The sequence below is a fragment of the Corynebacterium sp. UMB4614 genome, from assembly GCF_030217065.1.
GTDB lineage: Bacteria > Actinomycetota > Actinomycetes > Mycobacteriales > Mycobacteriaceae > Corynebacterium.
Genome location: NZ_JASONC010000001.1, coordinates 19,403 through 41,338 on the forward strand (window position 1 = coordinate 19,403; position 21,936 = coordinate 41,338).

Sequence of the window (21,936 nt, forward strand, 5' to 3'; positions counted from 1 at the left end):
CCTGCCGGGGCCGTGGTTGACCCAGGTGGCGGCGTCCTCAAAGAGAGAGCGGGTGGCGCTAGAAGCAGTGCTCCTCGGCGGGGAAGGTGCCCTCGGCGACCTCGCGCTTGTAGGAGGCGGCGGCATCCGTCAGGGAGGCGCCGACCTGGGACCACTGCTTGGCGAACTTCGGGCGGTGGCCGTTCTCAGGCAGGGCGACCATGTCGTGCCAGACCAGCACCTGGGCGTCGGTGTCCGGGCCCGCGCCGATGCCGATGGTGGGGATGGGGAACTGCTCGGTGGCCTGCTTCGCGACGTCCGCGGGCACCATCTCCAGCACGACCATCTCGGCGCCCGCCTCGGTGACGGCGGCCATGTCGTCCAGCAGCTGGGCGGCGGAATCTCCGCGGCCCTGAACCTTAAAGCCGGAGAGCTGGTTGACGGACTGCGGGGTGAAGCCGATGTGCGCGCAGACCGGGATGCCGGCCTCGGTCAGGGCCTTGATGCGGGGAGCCATGCGGCGGCCGCCCTCGATCTTGATCATCGCGGCACCGGAGCGGCGCATCATCTCCGCGGCACTCTTCACGCACTGCTCATCGGAGGCCTCGTAGGTGCCAAAAGGCAGGTCGGCGATGACCAGCGCATTGCCGGCGCCGCGGACCACGCCGGCGGCGAGGAAGATCATCTCCTCCAGGCTGACCTGCTGGGTCTGGTCATAGCCGAAGACCACATTGGCCGCGGAGTCGCCGACCAGGAGGCATTCCACTCCGGCCTCGGCGAAGGCCGCGGCGGTGGAGTAGTCATATGCGGTGAGCATCGCCCATTTCTCGCCGCTGGCCTTGCGTGCTGTGAGGTCGGAGATGCGAACTTGCTTGGTGGGAACCATGTACCCACGCGGGGAATCCTGTCGAGCCATGAATGTGATTGTGCCAGAAGCACCCTGGGCGTGTCCGGGCTAGTGCCTAAGATGGGGGACATGAGCAGCCAACAGGAATTCGTCCTCCGCACCCTTGAAGAACGCGATATCCGCTTCGTCCGCCTCTGGTTCACCGACATTCAGGGCTACCTGAAGTCCGTGGCCGTGGCTCCCGCCGAGCTGGAGGGGGCGTTCACGGAGGGGATTGGTTTCGATGGTTCCGCGATCGAGGGCTTCTCGCGGGCCTTCGAGGCCGACACGATCGCCCAGCCGGATCCCTCGACTTTCCAGATCCTGCCCTTCGGCGCCGAGCAGGACGGCTACCTCTCCGCCCGCATGTTCTGCGACATCACGATGCCGGATGGGCAGCCCTCGTGGGCGGACCCGCGGCAGGTGCTGCGCCGCCAGCTGGCGAAGGCCGCGGAGGACGGTTTTAGCTGCAACGTCCACCCGGAGATCGAGTTCTTCCTGGTGAAGTCCATCGACACCGACGGCCAGCCGCCGGTGCCCGCCGATAATGGTGGCTATTTCGACCAGGCGGTGACGGATAATGCGCCGAACTTTAGGGCCGAGGCGATTAACTCCCTGGAGCGGATGGGCATCCCGGTGGAGTTCTCCCACCACGAGAACGGCCCTGGCCAGCAGGAGATCGACCTGCGCTTCGCGGATGCGCTCACGATGGCGGACCACGTGATGACCTTCCGTTACCTGATCAAGCAGGTCGCGCGGCGCAATGGGGTGCGGGCGACCTTCATGCCCAAGCCTTTTAGCCAGTACCCGGGCAGCGCGATGCACACCCACATCTCCCTGTTCGAGGGGGAGGATAACGCCTTCCACGACCCGGACGACGAGTTCCGGCTCTCTGCCACCGCGAAGAGTTTCATCGCGGGCATCCTGGAGCACGCTCCGGAGTTCACCGCGGTGACGAACCAGTGGGTGAACTCCTATAAGCGCATCTCCTATGGCGAGGAAGCACCGCGTGCGGCGAGCTGGGGCGCGTCCAACCGCTCGGCGATGGTGCGTATCCCGATGTACACGCAGCACAAGGCGGCGACGCGCCGGGTGGAGATCCGCTCCCCGGACTCGGCGATGAACCCGTACCTGGGCTACGCGGTGATGTTGGCCGCGGGTCTGAAGGGCATCCGCGAGGGCTACGAGCTGCCTGCCCCGGCGGAGGAGGATGTGTCCCTGATGACGCGCCGGGAGCGCATCGCCGCCGGCTTCAAGGATCTGCCGACTGACCTGGATTATGCGCTGCGGAAGATGGAGCGTTCGGAGATGGTGGCCGAAGCGCTCGGCGAGCATGTCTTCGAGTTCTTCCTGCGTAATAAGTGGCAGGAATGGCATGCCTACCAGTCCCAGATCTCCCCGTGGGAGCTGCGCCACCACCTGGAGTTCTAGGCCCCAGCGGGTAGCCGGGTTCTGTCCTGGCTACCCGGCGCTGCCTCCGGTTTCACGGTGAGGCCGAAAGGTATGCGCATAGCCCGCCGCCATCGACGTTTTTTTAAAGAAGTGAGTGTTCTATGACTAGGTCGCAGGGGCTTCCCCGCACCTCCCGTTCCGACGTCCCGTCCCCGCGGGTGTTGGGTCTGCGCCGCGAGCGCGCGGTGGAGGACCTGGAGATGCTGGGTTGGACCGGGCCAGAGCATACGTCCCTGTTGTGGACGCTCGCGGCCGCCGGTAGTTCGGATTTGGCGCTGAATAACTTCGTGCGCCTGGTCGAAGCTCTGCGGGCGGCGGAGGAAGCCGGCGACCTGCAGGAGCCCGACGCGGCGCACCCGGAGTCCGTGGCCGCCGCTGCGGCGGCGCAGGACGGGGTTGATGCGGGGCAGGGTGAGACAGATACAGGGAAGGGCGCGGGACGTTCCGGCCAGCAGGACGCCGCGCAGGCCGACGCCTCCCAGGTCGACCCAGCGGTGGGCGTGCCGGTGGGTCAGGTCGCCCAGTTCACGGATGCGAAGGCGGCCACCCTGCTTGCAGCGGTGGAGGAGAATCCCAACTTCCGGCGTCGCCTCTTCGCCCTGCTCGGGGCCAGTACCGCGTTGGGCGATCACGTGGTGGCCAACCCCGGCACTTGGGTGGATCTGGCCGCCCCGATGCCCAGCCGCCAGGAGATGATGGACGCGATGCTCGCCGCGGTGGGGGCCACGCCGGTCGACGGGGCCGGCGAGTTGACCTTCAAGGCGGCGATCACCGGCAGCGAAGCGGACTCGGCGCTGATGGTGGCCTACCGCAACCTGCTGGCCAGGGTGGCGGCCATCGACCTGGCGTCCACGATGGTGGAGCGCGGCCACACCCCGCCCAAAGCCCTGGACTTCGAGGCCCTTTCCCTGGCACTCACGGATGCGGCGGACGCGGGTTTGACCGCGGCGCTGGCGGTGGCCTGCAGCATGGTCTACGGCAAGCCGGGGGCGGAGAACGAAAAGCAGCCCGCCCGGCTGGCGGTGCTGGCGATGGGCAAGTGTGGCGCCCAGGAGCTGAACTACATCTCGGACGTGGACGTCATCTTCGTCGCCGAACCCGCGGATGCCCGTGCGATGCGCTGGGCGGGTGAGTTCATCAACATCGGCAGCCGCGTGTTCTTCGAGGTCGACGCGGCCCTACGCCCGGAGGGCAAGCGGGGCGCGCTGGTACGCACCCTGGATTCGCACGTGAACTACTACCGGCGCTGGGCCAAGACCTGGGAGTTCCAGGCCCTGCTCAAGGCCCGCCCGATGAGCGGGGACCTTGAACTCGGCAGGGATTACTGCGAGGCCATCGCCCCGATGGTGTGGTCGGCGGCGGAGCGGGAGGACTTCGTCCCAGATGTGCAGGCCATGCGCCGCCGCGTCATCGAGAACGTGCCCGCCGACATCCGCAGCCGCGAGCTGAAGCTGGGGGAGGGCGGCCTCCGCGACGTGGAGTTCGCCGTCCAGCTCCTGCAGCTCGTCCACGGCCGCACCGACGAGAACCTGCGCGTCTCCGCCACGGTCACAGCCCTGCGCCAGCTCGTGGACGGCGGCTACGTGGGCCGTGAGGACGGCCAGGTGCTGATCCGCTGTTATGAGTTCATGCGCCTGTTGGAGCACCGCCTGCAGCTGCACCGGCTGAAGCGGACCCACACGCTGCCGGAGGAGGACGACGTCCAGGAGCGCCGCTGGCTGGCCAAGACCTCCGGCCGCGTGCGCTCCACGGACGCTTCGGGGAATCAGCGTTCCCTGGTGGAGCAGCTGGAGTCGGATGTCCGCCAGTCCGCGCTGCAGATCCAGAACCTGCACCGGAAGCTGTTCTACCGCCCGCTGCTCTCCTCGGTGGTGGGGATGGACGCCGACGCCGTCCGCCTGTCCCCGGAGGCGGCGAAGCGCCAGCTGGCTGCGTTGGGTTACGAAAGCCCGCAGCGTGCCTTCGAGCACCTGCGCGCACTGGCCGATGGCACGACCCGCAAGCACAAATTGCAGGCGATCATTCTGCCCAGCCTGCTGGAGTGGCTGTCCGCCACGGTCGACCCCGATGCTGGGCTGTTGGCCTACCGGAAGCTCTCGGAGGCGGCGATGGACCGCTCCTGGTTCCTGCGCCTGCTGCGCGACGAGAACATTGTGGGCAAGCGCCTGATGTTTCTGCTGGGAACCTCGCCTTTCCTGGCGGACCTGCTGCTGAACTCCATTGATTCGGTCAAGCTGCTCTCGGATGGGGCGAAGGGGCCAAAGCTGCTGGACCGGGAGCCCGCGGTGGTGACTCACTCGCTGGTTGCGGCAGCGAACCGGCAGCGGGACCCGGATAAGGCCATTGGCGTGGCCCGCGCGCTGCGCCGGGCGGAGCTCTCCCGCATCGCGGCCGCCGATCTGCTCGGCCTGATGAGCGTGGAGGAGGTCTGCGTGTCCCTGTCCTGGGTCTGGGATGCGGTGCTGGAGGCGGCCCTGCAGACGGAGATCCGGGCCTGGGAGGATGAGCACCAGACCAACGCCCCGGCCACGATCTCGGTGATCGGGATGGGGCGCTTGGGTGGCGCGGAGCTGGGGTACGGCTCGGACGCGGACGTCATGTTCGTCGCCGAACCCGTCGAGCAGGACGGCGACGGCACGAACGGAGCCGAGGCCGCCGAGGGCAAGAAGAACGCGGGCGTCGGGAAGGACGGCGTCGACGTCGAAAAGACGGGCGTGGGCGACAGCGGCGCGCAGAAGCAGGAGAGCAGCGCCGACGCTGCGGGTAGCGATGCCAGCGCGGTGGACCCACTGAAGTGGGCGATCACGATCTGCGAATCCGTGCGCCGCCGCCTGGGCAAGCCTTCCCAGGACCCGCCGCTGGAGGTGGACAGCAACCTGCGGCCGGAGGGCCGCAACGGCGCGCTGGTGCGCACCCTGGCCAGCTACGAGCGCTACTACTCCGAGTGGGGCGAGACCTGGGAGCTGCAGGCGCTGCTGCGCGCCACCTGGATCGCCGGTGACAAAAACCTCGGCATGCGCTTTCTGCGGATGATCGACCAATTCCGCTACCCGGCGGGTGGGGCAACGGCCAAGCAGGTCAGCGAGGTCCGCCGCATGAAGGCGCGCGTGGACTCCGAGCGCCTGCCCAAGGGCGCGGATAAAAACCTGCACACCAAGCTCGGCCGCGGCGGGCTCACGGACGTGGAGTGGACCGCTCAGCTGCTCACGATGCAGCACTGCGATAAGGAACACCTGCGCAACACCTCCACCCTGGGCGTGCTGAAGGAGATGGCAGCCGAAGAACTGATCAGCGAGGCCGACGCCCTGACCATGCGGGAAGCATGGATCACCGCCACGAAGGCCCGCAATGCGCTCGCTCTGGTCCGCGGTAAGCGTAAGGACCAGCTGCCGGGCTCCGGCAAGCCGCTGGCCCAGGTCGCGGCGGCGGCTGGTTGGCCGATCGAGGAGTCCCAGGAGTTCCTGGACGACTACCTGAAGAAGACGCGCCGGGCGCGCACGGTCGTGGACCGGGTGTTCTGGGGCGAGGACATCGTCGAGGACGCCGAGAGCAGCGAATTCGACCACATGGACCAGCTGGACTGGGGTGCGGACCACCACCCGGAGGACTCCCGCGCCTTCGGCATTGGCGACCACGTCGAGCTGGACAAGGTTCTCAACAGCGACATGCTGGACCGCGATTGGGCGGCCGACCGTCGCGACGAGGTGGTGCGGGCCTTCCGCGGGCGCCGCCCGCGGCTGTAGGGGAGGGGCGTGGCGCCGCCCGTCAGGCCCGGCCGCCGGCGCCGCGCTGCCCGTCGATCGAGAGCCGGGGACCCCGGAAGCCCTGCATACCCCCGAGGATTACCTACTTCGGGGGATGCGGGGCGCCCCGATGCGGGGATTGTTCACCGTCAATTAACCCATCTGGGGGATGGAAACCTAAACTGTGCCCTGATCCCGCCCATAATCTGGGCGATTACCCATAAACCCAGCAGGAGTATTCGTGAACCGGATCCCCCTTATTGTCAGACTGATCGCGGGCATCGTGATCGGCATCGTGGTCGGCGCGATCTGCCGCTCCGCGGATGTCGAGTGGCCGATCCGCGCGTTCGCCACCTTTAACCAGATCTTCGGCACTTTCCTGAGCTTCGTGATCCCGCTGATCATTTTCGGCTTCATCGCCCCCGGCATTGGCTCCCTGGGTCGCGGTGCGGGCAAGCTGCTGGGCCTGTCCCTGGGTGTTGCCTACAGCTCGACGGTCATCGCCGGTCTGCTGGCGCTGCTGACCTCCTTCGGTCTGTTCCGCTTCCTGCTGGACGGCGCCCAGGGCCTGATGGAAACCGATAACCCGGAGGACGCCCTCGTCGAGGCGTATACGAGCATCGAGATCCCGCCGGTGATGGACGTCATGACCGCGCTGATCCTCGCCTTCGTCGTCGGCCTGGGCATGACCCGCCTGACCGACCGCACGATGTACCAGCTGACGGATGATTTCCGTCAGATCATCGAGCGCCTGCTGAGCTCCGTGGTGATCCCGCTGCTGCCGTTCCACGTGATGGGCGTGTTCGGCAACCTGACCTACGCCGGTGTGGTGGCGAACATCCTCGCTGTCTTCGCGAAGGTCTTCATCATGGTCCTGGTCCTGCACTGGGTCATGCTGGTCTTCCAGTACTGCATCGCTGGTGCGGTCTCCAGCAAGAACCCGTTCACGATGCTGCGCACGATGCTGCCGGCGTACGTCACCGCGCTGGGCACCCAGTCGTCTGCGGCCTCCATTCCGGTCACCCTGCGCTCGGCGAAGAAGGCGGGCCTGCACCCACGCTTCGCGGACTTCCTGATCCCGCTGAACGCCAATATTCACCTCTCCGGCTCCATCATCACCATCACCGCCTGCTCCATGGCCGTGTGGGCATTGGCTCACGGTGAGATGATCTCCGTCGGCCAGATGATCCCGGTCATCCTGGTGCTGGGCATCATGATGGTCGCCGCCCCAGGCGCCCCGGGTGGTGCGGTGATGACCGCGCTGGGCGTGCTGGAGTCCATGCTGGGCTTCGACCAGCCGATGCTGACCCTGATGATCGCCCTGTACCTGGCGCAGGATTCCTTCGGCACCGCCGCGAACGTCACCGGCGATATGGCTGTGGGCCGTGTGGTCCAGGGCCTGGCATCGCGGGTCAAGGGCATCGAGATTCCGGAGGACGATCCGGAGCTGCAGGGCGCTGGCGCTGCGGCAGCTGCGGAGAATGAGGAGCGCGACGCGTAAACCGTGACTTCTGAAGCCAACAGCCCCATTCCCACCACCGTGACCCCACGGGCGGTGGGAATTTGGGTTACGGGTGTTTTCGTCTACGTCATGGCGGTGCTGGGACGCACCTCCCTGGGCGTGGTCAGCGTGGACGCCCTCGACCAGTTCCAGATCAACGCCGGGCAGTTGGCGGTGTTCACCACCGTGCAGCTGGCGACCTACGCCTTCGCCCAGATCCCCGCGGGCCTGCTGGTGGACCGGCTGGGGCCGCGGAAGATGATGCTCTACGGGGCGGTGCTGATGGCTGTGGGCCAGGTGCTGCTGGCGTTCACGACGAGCTTCCCGGTGGCTGTGGCTGCCCGTGTGCTGGTGGGTGCGGGGGACGCCACCGCGTTCCTGTCCGTCATGCGGATCATTCCTGCCTGGTTCCCGCTGCGCACAGCGCCACTGTTCGGTCAGGCCACCGGGGCGGTGGGGCAGTTGGGGCAGTTCCTCTCCGCGGTGCCTTTCCTCGCGCTGGTTGGTTCCGCGGGCTGGAGCATCGGGTTTGTGTCCCTGGGCGCGGTGGGGTTGCTCGTAGGGATCGTGGCCTTCGTCGTCGTGTGGGATACGCCGGTGGAGCTTGCTGAAGGCCGACGCGGCGGCGTCGAAAACCAAGAAGACGGACCGGGCCCCTCGCCGATGGTGGCGGTGAAGTACGCGCTGGGCAACCGCACCGCCTGGCACGGCTTCTTCATCCACTGGTCGGGGCTGTCCCTGCTGGTGGTGTTCACCCTGCTGTGGGGCATGCCGATCATGACGCTGGGCATGGGCATGGACAAGGCCACCGCCGGGTGGGCGATCTCCGCCTCCACGCTCGCGATGGCGATTTGTGGGGTGCTGGTAGGGTTCCTGTCCGCCCGGTTGGGGCGGTCGCGGTGGAAGGCCATCGTGGTGGGGACGTCGCTGGGTGCGGCCGCGTGGCTGCTGTTCTTCATCTCCCCGGAACCGCGGACGGCCGCTGCGGCGTTCGTGATGAACGTGGTGATGGGGGTGGTCTCGCCGCTGGCGAATATTGGTTTCGACTCGGTGCGCGAGGAGTGCCGGCGTGAGTTCGTGGCCACCGCGACGGGGCTGGCGAACATGGGCGGCTGGCTGGCCGGGATGGCCGCGAACCAGGCGATGGGGGTGTACCTGACGCTGGCTGCTCCGAACGGGGATTACACGTGGGCGGAGTTCCGCTTCGGCTGGTTCGTGGTGCTCGGCGTGTGGGCGCTGGGCCTGGTTGGGGTGGTGTCCACCCGGCCACGTCGCTAGGCTTCAGTGGCATGTCTCGCACTGCTTCCGCTCATCCTGCCCGGCCGGCCCGCGCGCTGCAGCTGGCCGCACTGATCGCCTACGTGGCCGTCGTCCTGGCTCTGACGGTGGGCAAGAGTTTCTTCCAGATCGGTTTGCTGTGGAAGCCGGAGAATCAGCGGGTGCGGGAGCTGTTGCTGGTGCCTTTTGAGCTGGTCGGCCAGTCCCCGACGATCTTCGGGGTGGTCTTCGACTACGTGGGCAACGTGGCGTTCTTCGTGCCACTGGGGATGCTGCTGGTCGTGGTGTTTTTCGGGGTGAACCGGCCGGTGTGGCGCGCGGTGTGGGTCGCGGCCCTGTTGAGCCTGGGCATCGAGGTCTGCCAGTACGTGTTCTCGGTGGGGCGTACCTCGGTGGACGATTGGTGGTGCAACACACTGGGTGCGTTCCTGGGCGCGTATTTTGCGGTGAAGATGGGGCCGCGTTGGCACAAGGTGTGGGCGTGGCTGGCGCTGGCACTCGGCGTGGTGTTCGCGGTACTGGTGGGGCTGGGCGACCGCTTGGGGGATCCGGAGAAGGTCGTCGGCTAAAGCTTTAGGCAAGCACAACACCCGCCAGCGGGCAGTGAGTCAGGGAGTGATTTGATGGGCACGTTCACCAAGCACAATCCGGGGCGCACCGGCGCGTGGGAGGCTGCCGGGTTGGAGTGGCTGGCTGCCGCCCGTGACGGGAGCGGGCCCGATGCGAGGGACGGCGCCGGGCCCGGTGCCACGCAGGGCGCCCGAGTGGTCGGCGTCGTGGAACGCACCCCGGACACGATCGTCCTGGAACGGGTGCAGGAGACCCGCCCCACCCCGGAGGCCGCGGAGGCCTTCGGTCGCGAACTAGCCGCCACGCACGCCGCGGGCGCCCCGTGTTTCGGCGCCGGCCCCGTGAACGCCGCGGGCGAGCCCTGGGAGGGGAGTGGCTACCAGGGCCCGAACGAGCATCTTCTGCCGCTGCCGCTGGGGCAGTGGGAGAGCTGGGGCGCGTTCTACGCGAACCTCTTAGAGCCCCTGATCGAGCCCGCTTGGGGTGGCCTGGCGAACGAGGACCAGCAAGCCGTCCGCGCGCTGCTGGAGCGGCTGGGCGACGGGGACTTCGACGGCCTCGGCACCCAGACCCCGGCCCGCTGCCACGGCGACCTGTGGGCGGGCAACGTCCTGTGGAGCCCCGAGGGCGCAGTACTCATCGACCCGGCCGCACACGGCGGGCACCCGGAGACGGACCTGGCCGCCCTGCAGCTATTCGGCATCGCGCACCAGGAGCGCATCCTGGGGGCGTATCAGGAAGCCGCGGGCTGGGATTCGTCGTGGCGGCAGCGCGTGCCACTGCACCAGCTGCATCTGCTCTTCCTGCACGTCGCGGTGTTCGGGGGTTCCTATGTGCGCCAGGCGATGACGGCGGTGCACCGCAGCCTCGCGCTCTAGTCACTACCTGCAGCCCGTCATCTGCCTCCCGCTAAGCTAAAGCCCATGAGATCCACGCTCCCGCTGCGCTCCATCCGGCTGCGCCACGTGCTGCGCGAGCCCAGCTCCTGGGTGCACCAGATGCCGGTCGTCGCTGACCTTCGCGAGCGCGGCCGGCTGGAGTTCCCCTCGCCGGTGACCGTGCTCTCTGGGGAAAATGGCGTGGGAAAGTCCACGCTCCTGGAGGCGCTCGCCCTCAAACTGGGCTTCGGGGCCACCGGGGGCCGCCTGGACGATCCGTTCAAGCAGCTGAGCACGGGAACCGCCCCACCGCGCTGGAGCACACCGAGGCCTTCACCGCGCTCGCGGAGTTTTTCGCCGATCCCCGCGGGACCGTGGACTTCCTGCTGGGGGAGTAGTCCCCCTTTTTTGAGGGACGTCACCCGCCGGCCTTCCGCCGGGCCCGCCGGGTCGGCGTGGTTGGATCCGGGATCTATGCCGCTCGCGCGCCGGGGAACGCCGGGACCGTGCCTTCAGCGTGGAAGGCTGAGGCTACGCAGCCTGCGCGCCGGACCGGGAAACTCGCAGCCACCAGCGCACGGCGATGACTGCCACGAGGATGCACAGCAGGTTGCGCACCACGAGGATGCTTGCCGGGATCACTGCCGGGCCGGCGGAAACCAGCCAGCCATAGGAGATGGGGAAGACCAGGAAGCTCAAGCCCGCGATGATCACGGTGAGCACCCCGAGTACCAGGGGAGCGCCCTCGCTGGTGTCTAGTAGTACGTCCCGCCACCGGGCACCCTCGCCGCGCACACCGCGCCGCCCAATCCTTGCAGGCATGGCCAAGCAGATCAGGGGTGCCAGCCACAGCACGTACTGCGGGGAGAAGACCTTGTTGCCGAGCAGCAGCAGGGCCACGAGCATCGTCGCCGCGGCCAGGGCGCGTTCGGTGTTCCACCCGCCGCGGAGGAAGTGCCGCAGCGCGATGTACACGCCCAGCAGCAGGGTCAGCGCCATGACCGCGGTGGCGGCGTGCATAGCCAGCTCCACCCCGGGACCGGTGACCTCGTAGCTCTTGGAGCTAGAGAGGTTGATCTCCCAGCGATCGTCGATGGCGGAGAGGAAGGTAAAGGGCGTGGCGGCGATGGACTCGACCTGGAGGCCGCGGACGTCCTGATAAGTCAGCGGGCTGATGACGCGCTCGAAGCCCTCGGTAACGGTGGTGATCCCCACCAGTGCGGCGAGCGTGAGGGCGAAGAAGCCCAGCCGCTGCCACGTGCCCCGCGCGTTCCACCGGTCCACGAGCGCAACTGCCAGCACGCCGGGCCACAGTTTGGATGCGGTGGCGAAGGCCAACAAGGCGCCGGCGACCCGCGGGTGGGAGAGCACCACGGCTACCCCCACGCCGACCGCCAGCCCGGGGATCAGGTCCAGCCGGGTCAGCAGGATCGGCCCGATCGCGAAGCTCACGCCGACCCACGTCCACGCCCCGAGGAAGCGCCCCAGGCGCAGCAGATACCCGGTGAATAGTGCCCCGAGAAGGCAGCAGGCGAGCGCGAAGATCAGGTAGAACGCCTTCTCGCTGCCGGGCGCCGCCACGTCCGCGATGGCCTTGACCGCGAGGATGGGCCACACGCCGACGTCCGGGTACTCACTCAACGGCGTGGGGCTGCCGCCGATGCCGACGATGTGCTCGCCGAACGGGCCGGAGAGCAGACTGCCGTTGCGGTAGTAGCTCAGGTCTTCGGTGCCCCAGCGGTAGGTGGCCACGATCCACAGCTGGAAGATATTGGCCAGCAGCCAACAGACCCACACCGCGATGGGGGACTGGTAGACCGGCCGCGCCGGGCGGGACGCCGCAACCGACCGCCCCGACGTCGTCGAACGCTCTGCCGTGACCTTCCGACTCGCCGTGACTGCTCGCGACGTCGTCGTTTCGGACGTCGCTGTTTCGGACGCTGCTCCGTCGGGCATTACGGTGTCGGTCGCCCCGTCGGACACCGCACCGTCGGACACCGTCCCACCTGACACCGCCCCGTTGGTCGCTGCGGCGTCGGACGCCGCCACGTTGGACGCAGACGTCTCCCGCGAGGATTCGCGTCGAGGGGTGGGGTGGGGCTGTTTCACGCAGGTTAGTTTAGCCTGTTTCGGCTGGTCTCACCCGATGTCGGGGCAGTGCTCTAGGATGTGGAGACGTGGACTACATTTCGACTCGTGATTCTTCCCGTACCCCCGCCAAGTTCTCGGACATCCTGCTGGGTGGCCTGGCCCCGGACGGCGGCCTCTACCTGCCTGCCGAGTACCCGCAGCTGAGCGACGAGACCCTCACCGAGTGGCGCAAGCTGCTCGCGGAGAAGGGCTATGCCGCGCTGGCTGCCGAGGTGCTGAAGATCTTTGTGGACGACATCCCGGCCGAGGACCTGGAGGCCATCACGGCCCGGGCGTATACGACGAAGGCCTTCGCGCACGAGGAGATCGTCCCCGTCACGGAGCTCGAGGACGGCATGTACCTGGGCCACCTCTCTGAGGGGCCGACGGCCGCGTTTAAGGACATGGCCATGCAACTGCTCGGCGAGTTGTTTGAGTACGAGCTGGCCCGCCGTGGCGAGACCCTGAACATCCTGGGCGCGACCAGCGGTGACACGGGCTCGGCGGCGGAGTACGCGATGCGTGGTCGCCAGGGGATCCGCGTGTTCATGCTGACCCCGGCCGGGCGCATGACGCCCTTCCAGCAGGCGCAGATGTTCGGCCTGGATGACCCGAATATCTTCAACATCGCCCTGGACGGGGTCTTCGATGACTGCCAGGACGTGGTGAAGGCCGTGTCCGCGGATGCGGATTTCAAGCGGGATAACCGCATCGGTGCGGTGAACTCCATCAACTGGGCGCGCCTGATGTCCCAGGTCGTGTACTACATCTCCTCCTGGCTGAAGCTGACGGAGTCGAATGACCAGAAGATCAGCTTCTCCGTGCCGACCGGCAACTTCGGCGACATCTGCGCAGGCCACATCGCCAAGCAGATGGGTCTGCCGATCGACCGCCTCATCGTCGCGACGAACGAGAACGATGTGCTGGACGAGTTCTTCCGCACCGGCGAGTACCGGGTGCGCAGCTCCGCGGAGACGCTGAAGACCTCCAGCCCGTCGATGGATATTTCCCGCGCGTCGAACTTCGAGCGCTTCGTCTTCGACCTGCTGGGTCGGGACGCCGATCGGGTGGCGGACCTGTTCGGTGTGAAGGTGCGCGAGGGCGGGTTCTCCCTGGCAGAGGATCCGGCGTTCCCGGAGGCGGCCGCGAAGTATGGTTTCGCATCTGGCACGTCCTCGCACGCGGATCGCGTGGCGACGATCCGGGATCTGTACGAGCGCCTGGGCGTGATCATCGATCCGCACACCGCCGATGGTGTGAAGGCTGCCCAGCAGTGGCGTGACCAGGTTGAGGGCCCGATTGTGGTCCTGGAGACGGCGCTGCCGGTGAAGTTCGCGGAGACCATCGAGGAGGCCATCGGGGAGGTCCCTGAGGTTCCGGAGCGTTTCGCCGGGATTATGGACGCCGACCGCCACGTGGTTGACCTGCCGAACGACGCTGAGCGCGTGAAGCAGTACATCCTGGACTCCATCGCGGAGACCAAGGAAGTCGAGAACTAGGGGACTGGCCTGGGCCGGGCGCGGGGGCTAGGTCGGGGCCTGGCTGAGCGGGATTAGGGGCCTAGGCACGGCTGGGCGCCCGGCTGGGCTGGGGCCTCGCCGGGCTGGGTGCAGGGGGCCGGAGTCCTCGGCCGGGCTGGACGAGCTAGGGGTACTTGCCGAGCTGAGCGGGAATAGGAGCTTGGACCGAGAGGGGTAGGAGCCTATGCCCGGCTGGGGTGCTGGCTGGGCTGGGGCCTCGCTGGGATGGGCGCAGGGGGCCGGAGTCCTCGGCCGGGCTGGGAGCAGGGGTCTGGCCTGGGCCGGCGGGGCTGCCCGCCCGCGCCACCGCTCATGCCACCGAAGTATGGTGGGGCTCGCAACTGTTTTCGCGAGCCTTGAGGAGGCGTGGCTTTGAAGATTGGTTTTCTGGGTGCCGGTGCGCTGGGCGCATACTATGGCGGTCGCATGGCCGAGACGGGCCAGGAGGTTGGCTTCGTCGCCCGCAACGAAACCCTCGACGCGCTACGCACCAAGGGCCTAACGCTCATCGATGACAATGAGGAGACCTCGGTGGTCTCCAACGTCGCCGCTGCGGAAAGCTTCGAGGAACTTGCGGAGACGATGGGCGGGCTGGACGTCATTATCAATGCGACGAAGTCCCTGCCGGGCAACGACTCCTTCCCGGACGTCTCCGGCATCAAGACCGCCGACGGTAAGCAGGTGCCGATCGTGACCCTGCACAACTCGGTGGAGGTGCCGCAGCTGGTCGCGGAGCAGTACGGCGAGGAGAACGTGATTCCGGGCATCGTGCGCGGCTACTTCGTGCACAAGGGGCCGGCGACCGCGCAGTTCCTGCCGGGAATGAAGGTGCTGAACATCGGCACTTTCGATCGTGCGCAGGATAGCCACGCTTATCGGGTGGCCTGCGAGCTCAGTGAAGCGCTGGTTGCGGCGGGCTTCAAGTCCGAGGTCTGGGATGACATCTTCGTGGAGATCTGGTCCAAGGCGATGTTCGTGACGCCGACGGGTGCGCTGGGCGCGCTGGCACACCAGCCGCTCGGGTACCTGCGCGAGGAGGGGGCTGAGGGGAAGCCGGGGCTGCGTAGCACGCTGGAGGGGCTGATGCGGGAGTACGAGGCGGCCGCGCGGGCGCACGGCGTGGGGCTGCCGGAGGACATCGTGGAAAAGACGATGGCGCTCACTGATAAGCAGCCGGATTCCGCGACCAGCTCGATGCAGCGCGATATCCGTGATGGGCTGCCGAATGAGCTGGATGCGCAGGTGGGCGCGGTGCGTCGCATGGCTGCGCGCGTTGGTGTGCCGACACCGCTGCACGACATGATGCAAGGCGCGCTGGAGGGACAGATCAAGGCGCAGGCCGAGGGCCGCCAGGGCTAGGGGCACAGGGCTAGGGGGCGGGCCACGCCCCACCCAGGCCCCGACCAGGCCACGCCCCACCCAGGCCACGCCCCACCATTCATGTTTTGCAGAGTTTGATGCCGGAAATCGGCCAAAAAGCGACACTCAACTCTGCAAAACGCACAAGCTAGGGGGCCGCGAACCTGGTTTTGGGCCGTGCCGTGTCACTTTTTGCGCGTTTGCTGACATTCCACGGCCCAAAACGCGCCGCGAGAGGGGCTCAGCATGCACTTCATTCGGGTTTTGCAGAGTGTATTCCCCCCCTCTCGCGTTTTGCAGAGTTTGATGCCGGAAATCGGGCGAAAAGCGACATTAAACTCTGCAAAACGCGCATTGGAGCCCTGGGCCACCCCGGCCAGCTGCGCCGGCCACGCGGCCACCCCCGGCCAGCCCCGGCCACAAGGCTCCAGCCGGCCCAAGGCCGCCGACCCCAGCCTGCCCCGGCCGCGAATCCGGTTTTGGGCTGTAGCGTGTCACTTTTTGCGGGTTTTGTGACATTCTGCAGCCCAAAACGGGCCGGGAGGGGGTTCAGCACGCCACCAGGGGTAGACCCCGGCCCCCGGCCTATCCCGGGCCCGGACCCACCCACCATTCATGCTCCGCCATTCATGTTTTGCAGAGTGTGATGCCGGAAATCGGCCAAAAAGCGACATTAAACTCTGCAAAACGCGCATTGGAGCCCAGGGCCACCCCAGCCAGCTCCGGCCACGCGGCCACCCCCGGCCACCCCCGGCCAGCCCCGGCCACAAGGCTCCAGCCGGCCCAAGGCCGCCGACCCCAGCCAGCTCCGGCCGCGAACCTGGTTTTGGGCTGTGGCGTGTCACTTTTCGCGGGGTTTGTGACATTTCACAGCCCAAAACGGGCATAGGGGCCGGCAACTCCAGCCTGCCCCGGTCACGAGGCCACCCGGCCCCGGGCCGCTGCGCTGCAGTTTCACTGCGACCTGCGTCAACGCGCGGTTTTGCCGCAAAACCTTGACACCAGCCCACCCCTACCCTTAGGTTTATGACCTACATGGTAAACCCCATAACCAGGGAGGTGGTCATGCAGACTGATCCAACGGATCCCCGTCCGATCTACATACAGATCGCGGAGGACCTAAAGTCCATGATCTTGTCCGGGGAGCTCGCCATTGACCAGCGAGCCCCGTCCACGAAAGAACTCTCGGAGTTCTACCAGGTCAACCCCACAACGGCCGCCAAAGCCATGACGGAACTCTCACAGGAAAAGCTCGTCGAAAAGAAACGAGGGCTCGGCATGTTCGTCACCCAAGGCGCCCGCGAGCGCATCCGCAGCGAGCGCAAAGGCGCATTCCAACGCACCTACATCGACCCCCTCAAAACCGAAGCCGCCGCGCTCGGCCTCTCACTCGAGGAGATCATCGCCATGCTGAAGGAGGAGAAGTGAGCATCTACGGAGTCATCGGCCCCAACGGCGCTGGCAAGACCTACTACCTGCGCACCCTCAGCCAGAACCCAGGCACGGCGCTAGCGCAGGCCGCCCCCGACGCCGCCCTCTACGGAGCCACCCCGCGCGAGTACTTCGCCATCGCGAAAACCGGCTGGTCAGATCTCGACATCAGCCGCGCCGAATCCCTCCTCGACTTCCCGGCCACCACCCCGATGAAGAGCCTCAGCCTGGGGCAGCGCCAGATGGTGATCACCGCCGCAGCCCTCGCCTCCGGCCAACCGGCGCTCCTCTTCGACGAACCTTTCAACGGCCTGGACGTTGAGTTCCGTCACCGTCTGCGCAGCATGTTCATCGACGCCGTTACGGACGACGCCGCCGCGGACGCAGCCATCACCGACGGCGGTGACGTCGTCCTACCCAACACCGCAGCCCCGGAACGGACGATCGTCCTGACCTCCCAGCACTCCCAGGACCTCGCGGGCCTGGTGGAGACGCTGATCGTTATCCACGACCACGAACCCCACGGTCCCTTCGACGTCGAGCAGCTGCGCACGTGCCACCCGGTGCTGCGCGGGCGCACGGAGCAGGTGGGGCAGATCGCTGCGGATCTGCCCGTGTTCTCGCGGAAAACCCTGGGAGAGCGCACTGAGCTCGTGCTTGCCGCACCGCTGAGCGCGTCGGCTGCCGAGCATGCGCGCACCCTCGGCGTAGAGGTGAGCTATCTCGACCCCGCGGAACTCATCGACCTGGCCAGTACCAGCGCTTATATCGAAAGGAGCGCACAATGACACTCGGAGTTTTTAGCGCCACGAACCCGCGGACCTTCCTTGGCGTGAGCGCGGGAGCGATTCTGCTCGCCGGTTTCGGCGGCCTGGTTGTTTCCCGCGGGACGGAGAACACGATGCTCGCGATTCTCGTGCTCGCGGTGCTGTTCGCGATGACGGCCGCGCGTTCGGTGCGGCTGCGCGATTTCGGGGTGAGATCGACCCGCTGGGTGCGGTCCGCGGCCGTGTCTGCTGTGGTGGTGTCGCTTCTGGCCGCGGTCCTGGTCACGCTGATGATTATTGTGGCGGATCGGAATCCGACCTTCTACCAGGACTTTGCTTCCTTCACTGTCCAGGCGCACGGCTACGAGGTTGCCGGCGGCGTGCGTTACGCCAGCGACGGCCCTGGCATGCCGGTGGGGACGTTTGCGCTGACCGGACTGTGCGTGTTCCTCAGTTTCCTGATGGGCACGGTGGCAGGCACCGCACTGGGCGCGGTCTCCGGTGCGCGGGGGACGCGGGCGTGCGTTGTTGCAGCGTTGGGTAGTTTCGTTGCGGCCTACGGTGTTGGGGCGGTGCTCATGGTTTTGGACGTCAACATCGCCGCGCCGTGGCCCGGCGTACCGATGTTTGCTGTGGTCGTGTGCGTGGTGTCCGGGCTGGTGCTGGCGTGGGCGCTGAGGAAGGAACGCCGCCCCATGCCAGCGGTGGTCCCCGAGCTGCCAGGCGTGGCCCCGGAGCCGCGAGACGGCGTGGCTGAGCGCTAGCCCCCGGATTGCCAGGGGTAGTCCCGGCCTCTAGGCCACCCACCCCAGCTGCCCCGGCCACAACCCCGGTTTTGGGCTGTGGCGTGTCGGTTATTGCGGGTTTCGTGGCATTCCACAGCCCAAAATGGGCTGGGAGGAGGGGGCGCAGCACGCCCATCATTTGCGCGCCGCGTGCGCGTACCAGCACACACGGGGTTGTGCGCTACCTCCAGCGCGCACCCTATTCACGTTTTGCAGAGTGTGTTCCTGCTTTCCACTCACCTCTTTCATGTTTTGCAGAGTTTGATGCTAGAAATCGGTCCAAAAGCGACATCAAACTCTGCAAAACGCGCATAGGGGGCACGGGACCTGGCCGCGCCGCGGCCGGGGTTCGTGCTCGGGTGGGGTGCGGGTGTTAGAGGACTCTCAGCGATGCGTTCTGACCACCGGTAGCCGCGAACCCGCTTTCGGGCTGTGGCGTGTCAGTTTTTGCGGGTTTTGTGGCATGCTACAGCCCAAAACGGGCCACGCGCGGGCCGTGAGGAGAGGCGCGGCCGGGGTTAGGTTGCCGGGGAACTACCGCGCAAGGGGCTAGGCGGTGGAACCGCGGCGGCCCTCAGCAACCCAGCCGAGGAACCTGCTCGAGCAGGCCGTCCAGTGCGCCAGAAGCAGGAAGGGGATCGCCAGCGCGACCGCGTCCAGCCACTCCGAACCATTGACCAGTGCAACCTGGTGGCCGCCCATGCTGACGGTGCCCGGTGGGAAGGTGCACGACCACCACGCTGGGGAGTAATCCACCCAGCGCGCCACGTTTGGGTAAAAGGTCACCATCGCGTAGATCGCCAGCGGAATAGCAAGCACGAGCGCGACGTAGCCGTAGTACACCGACGTCGTGCTGGGGTAGAGGATCTGCATCGCGGTCGTAGACTGCCCGATCACGCCGAGTGGCACCCACGCGGTTGCGGAATTCGGGCCCGAAAGATCCACCTCGCCGTGCCACGCCGCCCAGTAGACATGCGCGAAGACCGGCACGGCGGTGAGCAGCGACATCACGAAAAACGCGGTGCCCATAACGTGGTATATCTGCCCGTAATCGCGGGCCAGCCAGCCCGCCACGGAGGCCGAAATCATCGGCCCGACCAGCGGCAATCCCCATGTGAACCGTGGTGTCCCAGAAAAGCGGGATAGCTGGATCGCCCACGTCACGGTGGTGACGGGTGCGCCAATCCAGAACCCGATGAGGCGGTAGGTGGGGACGTCCGTCAGACCAGAGAGTGCAGCCCCGAGCGCCAGAATGCCGATGAAGAACATTGACCACTCGGCCACGGTGGTGCGCTGGAAGCTCGGCTGCCGGTAGCGGGCGAAGCCGATGGTCAGCGCCACGAGGATCACGCACGCGATCGCTGCGAAGATGCTGGCGCCGATCATCATGTCCTTCTCGACGAGCAGGCGCGCGACGATCGAGGTGCCCATGAGGCTGCCGCCCCACGCGGGGCCCGGCGGCGGGAGTTGCCGAAACTTCTTAGTCACGCAGGGCATAGTAACGCCCCACGCCCCGCACGCCACCGCCGGGGTGGGCCATCTTCACGGGGCTCGGGAGCCGACGCCCACAACGTGAAGAAGGGGTCCGACATCGGGGCGCGCGTGGCGGTCCCGACGGGCTAGCGGCCCGCGAAAGAACTCCTCCTTCCCGAACGTTTTGCAGATTGTGTTCCTGACCTCTCGTGTTTTGCAGAGTTTGATGCCGGAAATCGGGCTGAAAAGCAGCATCAAACTCTGCAAAACGTACGAACCGGGTGGGGGACACGCATCAAACTCTGCAAAACACACCAACTAGCGGGCGGTGAACCTGGTTTTGGGCCGTGGCGTGTCATTTTTTGCGGGTTTTGTGACATTCCACAGCCCAAAACGAGCCGTGGGGGCTCAGTGTGCGCCCCATTCGCGCATCAAACTCTGCAAAACGTATAAAAGAGGGCGCAAAACGCACGAAAAGCGGGCCGTGCCACTGGGAATCCAGCAGCGCGGCCCGCCCTCAAAGCGGCCAGCGGTAAGCCGGTCAGCTGATCAGCGGTCAGCGGTCAGCCAGACCAGCAGCCAACCGACCGCCGACCCAACCGACCGCCGGCCACCAGCCCGTCCACCGGCCACCAGCCAGCGGAAAACCAACTAGCAGTCGTAGTACAGCTCGAACTCCTGCGTCGTCGGGCGCAGGCGGGCTGGCATGATCTCCTCGTCGAACTTGTACCGGATGTGTGCCTCGATCAGGTCCTCGGTGAACACGTTGCCGGCGGTGAGGAAGTCGTGATCCTCCTCCAGCGCCTCGAGCGCCCCGTCCAGGGAGTACGGCACGGTCGGGATGTCCTTCAGCTCCTCCGGCGGCAGCTCGTAGAGGTCCTTATCCACCGGATCACCTGGCTCGATGCGGTTCTTGATGCCGTCCAAACCAGCCATCATCGCAGCCGTGAACGCCAGGTACGGGTTACCCGACGGGTCCGGCGCACGGAACTCGATGCGCTTGGCCTTCGGGTTGGACCCGGTGATCGGGATGCGGATCGCGGCGGAGCGGTTCTCCTGGGAGTACACCAGGTTCACCGGCGCCTCGAAGCCCGGCACCAGGCGGTGGTAGGAGTTCATCGTCGGGTTCGTGAACGCCAGCACGGCACCGGCGTGCTTGAGGATGCCGCCGATGTAGTAGCGGGCCATGTCGGAGAGCCCACCGTAACCGTTCTCGTCGTGGAACAGCGGCTGGCCGTCCTTCCAGAGGGACTGGTGGATGTGCATGCCGGAGCCACCGTCGCCGGCGAGCGGCTTGGGCATGAAGGTGGCGGACTTCTGGTTGAACTTCGCGGTGTTCTTCACGACGTACTTGAAGGTCTGCATGTCGTCCGCGGCGTGCAGGAGGGTGTTGAAGCGGTAGTTGATTTCCTGCTGTCCGCCGGAGCCCATCTCGTGGTGGGAGCGTTCGACGTCGAAGCCGACGTCCTGCAGGTGCTCACCGATCTCGTCGCGGAGGTCCTGCATGTGGTCGTAGGGCGCGGTGGGGAAGTAGCCGCCCTTGGTGCGCACCTTGTGGCCCAGGTTGCGGGAGCCGTCCGGGTTTTCCTTCGCGCCGGAGTTCCACCAGCCCTCGACGGAGTCCACCTCGTGGAAGGACTTGTTGGTGGTGGAGTCGTAGCGTACGGAGTCGAAGATGTAGAACTCCGCCTCGGCGCCGAAGTTGCAGGTGTCGGCGAAGCCGAGTTCCGCGAGGTATTGCTCAGCCTTGCGTGCGATGTTGCGCGGGTCGCGGCTGAATGGTTCGCGGGTGTGCGGGTCGTGGACGAAGAACTTCACGTTCAGCGTCTTGGACTTGCGGAAGGGGTCCACAAACGCGGTCTCGAGGTCGGGCAGCAGCATCATGTCGGAGTTGTCGACGCTGGTGTAGCCGGCGATGGAGGAGCCGTCGAATGCGAGGCCTTCCTGGATTGCGTCTTCGTCGAAGGCGGATGCTGGCACGGTGAGGTGCTGTTCGATGCCTGGCACGTCGGTGAATTGGACGTCCACCCAGCGGATTTCTTCGTCGCGGATGAACTTCTGGATGCCTTCTGGGGTGGTGTGTTCGCTTCCGGGTTTGAACTTACCCATGGGGTTTCACTTCGCTTCTTGGCGTTTGTGGTGTGCAAGTCGTGCGTTATTCAGTTGTGTATTCAGTTCTCACTA

At 66.6% G+C, this 21,936-nt stretch carries 15 protein-coding genes and 1 pseudogene; 12 read left to right on the plus strand and 4 right to left on the minus strand.

Annotated elements, in window-relative coordinates; genetic code table 11:
• Window positions 1–58 precede the first annotated feature (58 nt).
• A complete protein-coding gene (gene panB, locus QP413_RS00095; protein ID WP_284779967.1) occupies window positions 59–895 on the minus strand; it encodes a 3-methyl-2-oxobutanoate hydroxymethyltransferase in 837 nt (278 codons plus the stop codon).
• 60 nt (window positions 896–955) lie between these two features.
• Between panB and QP413_RS00100 the strand changes: the two genes are divergently transcribed.
• The 7 genes and pseudogenes from QP413_RS00100 to QP413_RS00130 form a co-directional block, all read left to right on the plus strand.
• Window positions 956–2,296, plus strand: a complete 1,341-nt coding sequence (locus tag QP413_RS00100) for a glutamine synthetase family protein (RefSeq protein ID WP_070757708.1) — start codon at window positions 956–958, stop codon at window positions 2,294–2,296.
• A gap of 122 nt (window positions 2,297–2,418) precedes the next feature.
• On the plus strand, window positions 2,419–6,060 hold the full coding sequence (locus tag QP413_RS00105) for a bifunctional [glutamine synthetase] adenylyltransferase/[glutamine synthetase]-adenylyl-L-tyrosine phosphorylase (protein WP_284779970.1): 3,642 nt from the start codon (window positions 2,419–2,421) through the stop codon (window positions 6,058–6,060).
• A 241-nt stretch (window positions 6,061–6,301) separates the two neighbouring features.
• On the plus strand, window positions 6,302–7,561 hold the full coding sequence (locus QP413_RS00110; protein ID WP_070757711.1) for a dicarboxylate/amino acid:cation symporter: 1,260 nt from the start codon (window positions 6,302–6,304) through the stop codon (window positions 7,559–7,561).
• Between the two features lie 3 nt (window positions 7,562–7,564).
• On the plus strand, window positions 7,565–8,839 hold the full coding sequence (locus tag QP413_RS00115) for a nitrate/nitrite transporter (RefSeq protein WP_284779972.1): 1,275 nt from the start codon (window positions 7,565–7,567) through the stop codon (window positions 8,837–8,839).
• Window positions 8,840–8,850: 11 nt separating this feature from the next.
• Window positions 8,851–9,408, plus strand: coding sequence for a VanZ family protein (locus QP413_RS00120; protein WP_284779973.1), 558 nt, complete (start codon window positions 8,851–8,853; stop codon window positions 9,406–9,408).
• Window positions 9,409–9,462: 54 nt separating this feature from the next.
• On the plus strand, window positions 9,463–10,287 hold the full coding sequence (locus QP413_RS00125) for a fructosamine kinase family protein (protein ID WP_284779976.1): 825 nt from the start codon (window positions 9,463–9,465) through the stop codon (window positions 10,285–10,287).
• Window positions 10,288–10,407: 120 nt separating this feature from the next.
• Window positions 10,408–10,539: pseudogene (locus QP413_RS00130) on the plus strand (AAA family ATPase); the annotation flags it as partial.
• A gap of 279 nt (window positions 10,540–10,818) precedes the next feature.
• Here the strand turns inward: QP413_RS00130 and QP413_RS00135 are convergent.
• Window positions 10,819–12,396, minus strand: a complete 1,578-nt coding sequence (locus QP413_RS00135; protein WP_284779978.1) for a hypothetical protein — start codon at window positions 12,394–12,396, stop codon at window positions 10,819–10,821.
• A 68-nt stretch (window positions 12,397–12,464) separates the two neighbouring features.
• Here QP413_RS00135 and thrC point away from each other — a divergent pair, with 68 nt between their 5' ends.
• From thrC to QP413_RS00160, 5 genes are all read left to right on the plus strand, one after another.
• On the plus strand, window positions 12,465–13,916 hold the full coding sequence (thrC, locus tag QP413_RS00140; RefSeq protein WP_284779979.1) for a threonine synthase: 1,452 nt from the start codon (window positions 12,465–12,467) through the stop codon (window positions 13,914–13,916).
• Between the two features lie 387 nt (window positions 13,917–14,303).
• Entirely contained in the window at window positions 14,304–15,296 is a 993-nt protein-coding gene (locus QP413_RS00145; protein WP_284779981.1) for a 2-dehydropantoate 2-reductase, read from the plus strand.
• A gap of 1,035 nt (window positions 15,297–16,331) precedes the next feature.
• A complete protein-coding gene (locus QP413_RS00150; RefSeq protein WP_284757996.1) occupies window positions 16,332–16,724 on the plus strand; it encodes a GntR family transcriptional regulator in 393 nt (130 codons plus the stop codon).
• Window positions 16,721–17,515 carry a hypothetical protein gene (locus QP413_RS00155; RefSeq protein ID WP_284779983.1) on the plus strand — a complete coding sequence of 265 codons (795 nt, stop codon included), beginning with the start codon at window positions 16,721–16,723 and terminating at the stop codon, window positions 17,513–17,515. Before QP413_RS00150 ends, QP413_RS00155 begins: the two co-directional genes overlap by 4 nt.
• A complete protein-coding gene (locus QP413_RS00160) occupies window positions 17,512–18,258 on the plus strand; it encodes a hypothetical protein (RefSeq protein WP_284779985.1) in 747 nt (248 codons plus the stop codon). The genes QP413_RS00155 and QP413_RS00160 overlap by 4 nt, the downstream gene beginning before the upstream one ends.
• A gap of 570 nt (window positions 18,259–18,828) precedes the next feature.
• Here QP413_RS00160 and QP413_RS00165 read toward each other — a convergent pair.
• Both QP413_RS00165 and glnA read right to left on the minus strand, forming a co-directional pair.
• Window positions 18,829–19,776, minus strand: a complete 948-nt coding sequence (locus tag QP413_RS00165; RefSeq protein WP_284779986.1) for a TDT family transporter — start codon at window positions 19,774–19,776, stop codon at window positions 18,829–18,831.
• A 627-nt stretch (window positions 19,777–20,403) separates the two neighbouring features.
• On the minus strand, window positions 20,404–21,861 hold the full coding sequence (gene glnA, locus QP413_RS00170; RefSeq protein ID WP_284779987.1) for a type I glutamate--ammonia ligase: 1,458 nt from the start codon (window positions 21,859–21,861) through the stop codon (window positions 20,404–20,406).
• Window positions 21,862–21,936: the final 75 nt, after the last annotated feature.

Coding starts and splice junctions, on each gene's coding strand:
- panB (WP_284779967.1), bottom strand. CDS start 895: ATGGCTCGACAGGATTCCCCGCGTGGGTACATGGTTCCCACCAAGCAA.
- QP413_RS00100 (WP_070757708.1), top strand. CDS start 956: ATGAGCAGCCAACAGGAATTCGTCCTCCGCACCCTTGAAGAACGCGAT.
- QP413_RS00105 (WP_284779970.1), top strand. CDS start 2,419: ATGACTAGGTCGCAGGGGCTTCCCCGCACCTCCCGTTCCGACGTCCCG.
- QP413_RS00120 (WP_284779973.1), top strand. CDS start 8,851: ATGTCTCGCACTGCTTCCGCTCATCCTGCCCGGCCGGCCCGCGCGCTG.
- QP413_RS00125 (WP_284779976.1), top strand. CDS start 9,463: ATGGGCACGTTCACCAAGCACAATCCGGGGCGCACCGGCGCGTGGGAG.
- QP413_RS00150 (WP_284757996.1), top strand. CDS start 16,332: ATGGTAAACCCCATAACCAGGGAGGTGGTCATGCAGACTGATCCAACG.
- QP413_RS00160 (WP_284779985.1), top strand. CDS start 17,512: ATGACACTCGGAGTTTTTAGCGCCACGAACCCGCGGACCTTCCTTGGC.
- QP413_RS00165 (WP_284779986.1), bottom strand. CDS start 19,776: ATGCCCTGCGTGACTAAGAAGTTTCGGCAACTCCCGCCGCCGGGCCCC.
- glnA (WP_284779987.1), bottom strand. CDS start 21,861: ATGGGTAAGTTCAAACCCGGAAGCGAACACACCACCCCAGAAGGCATC.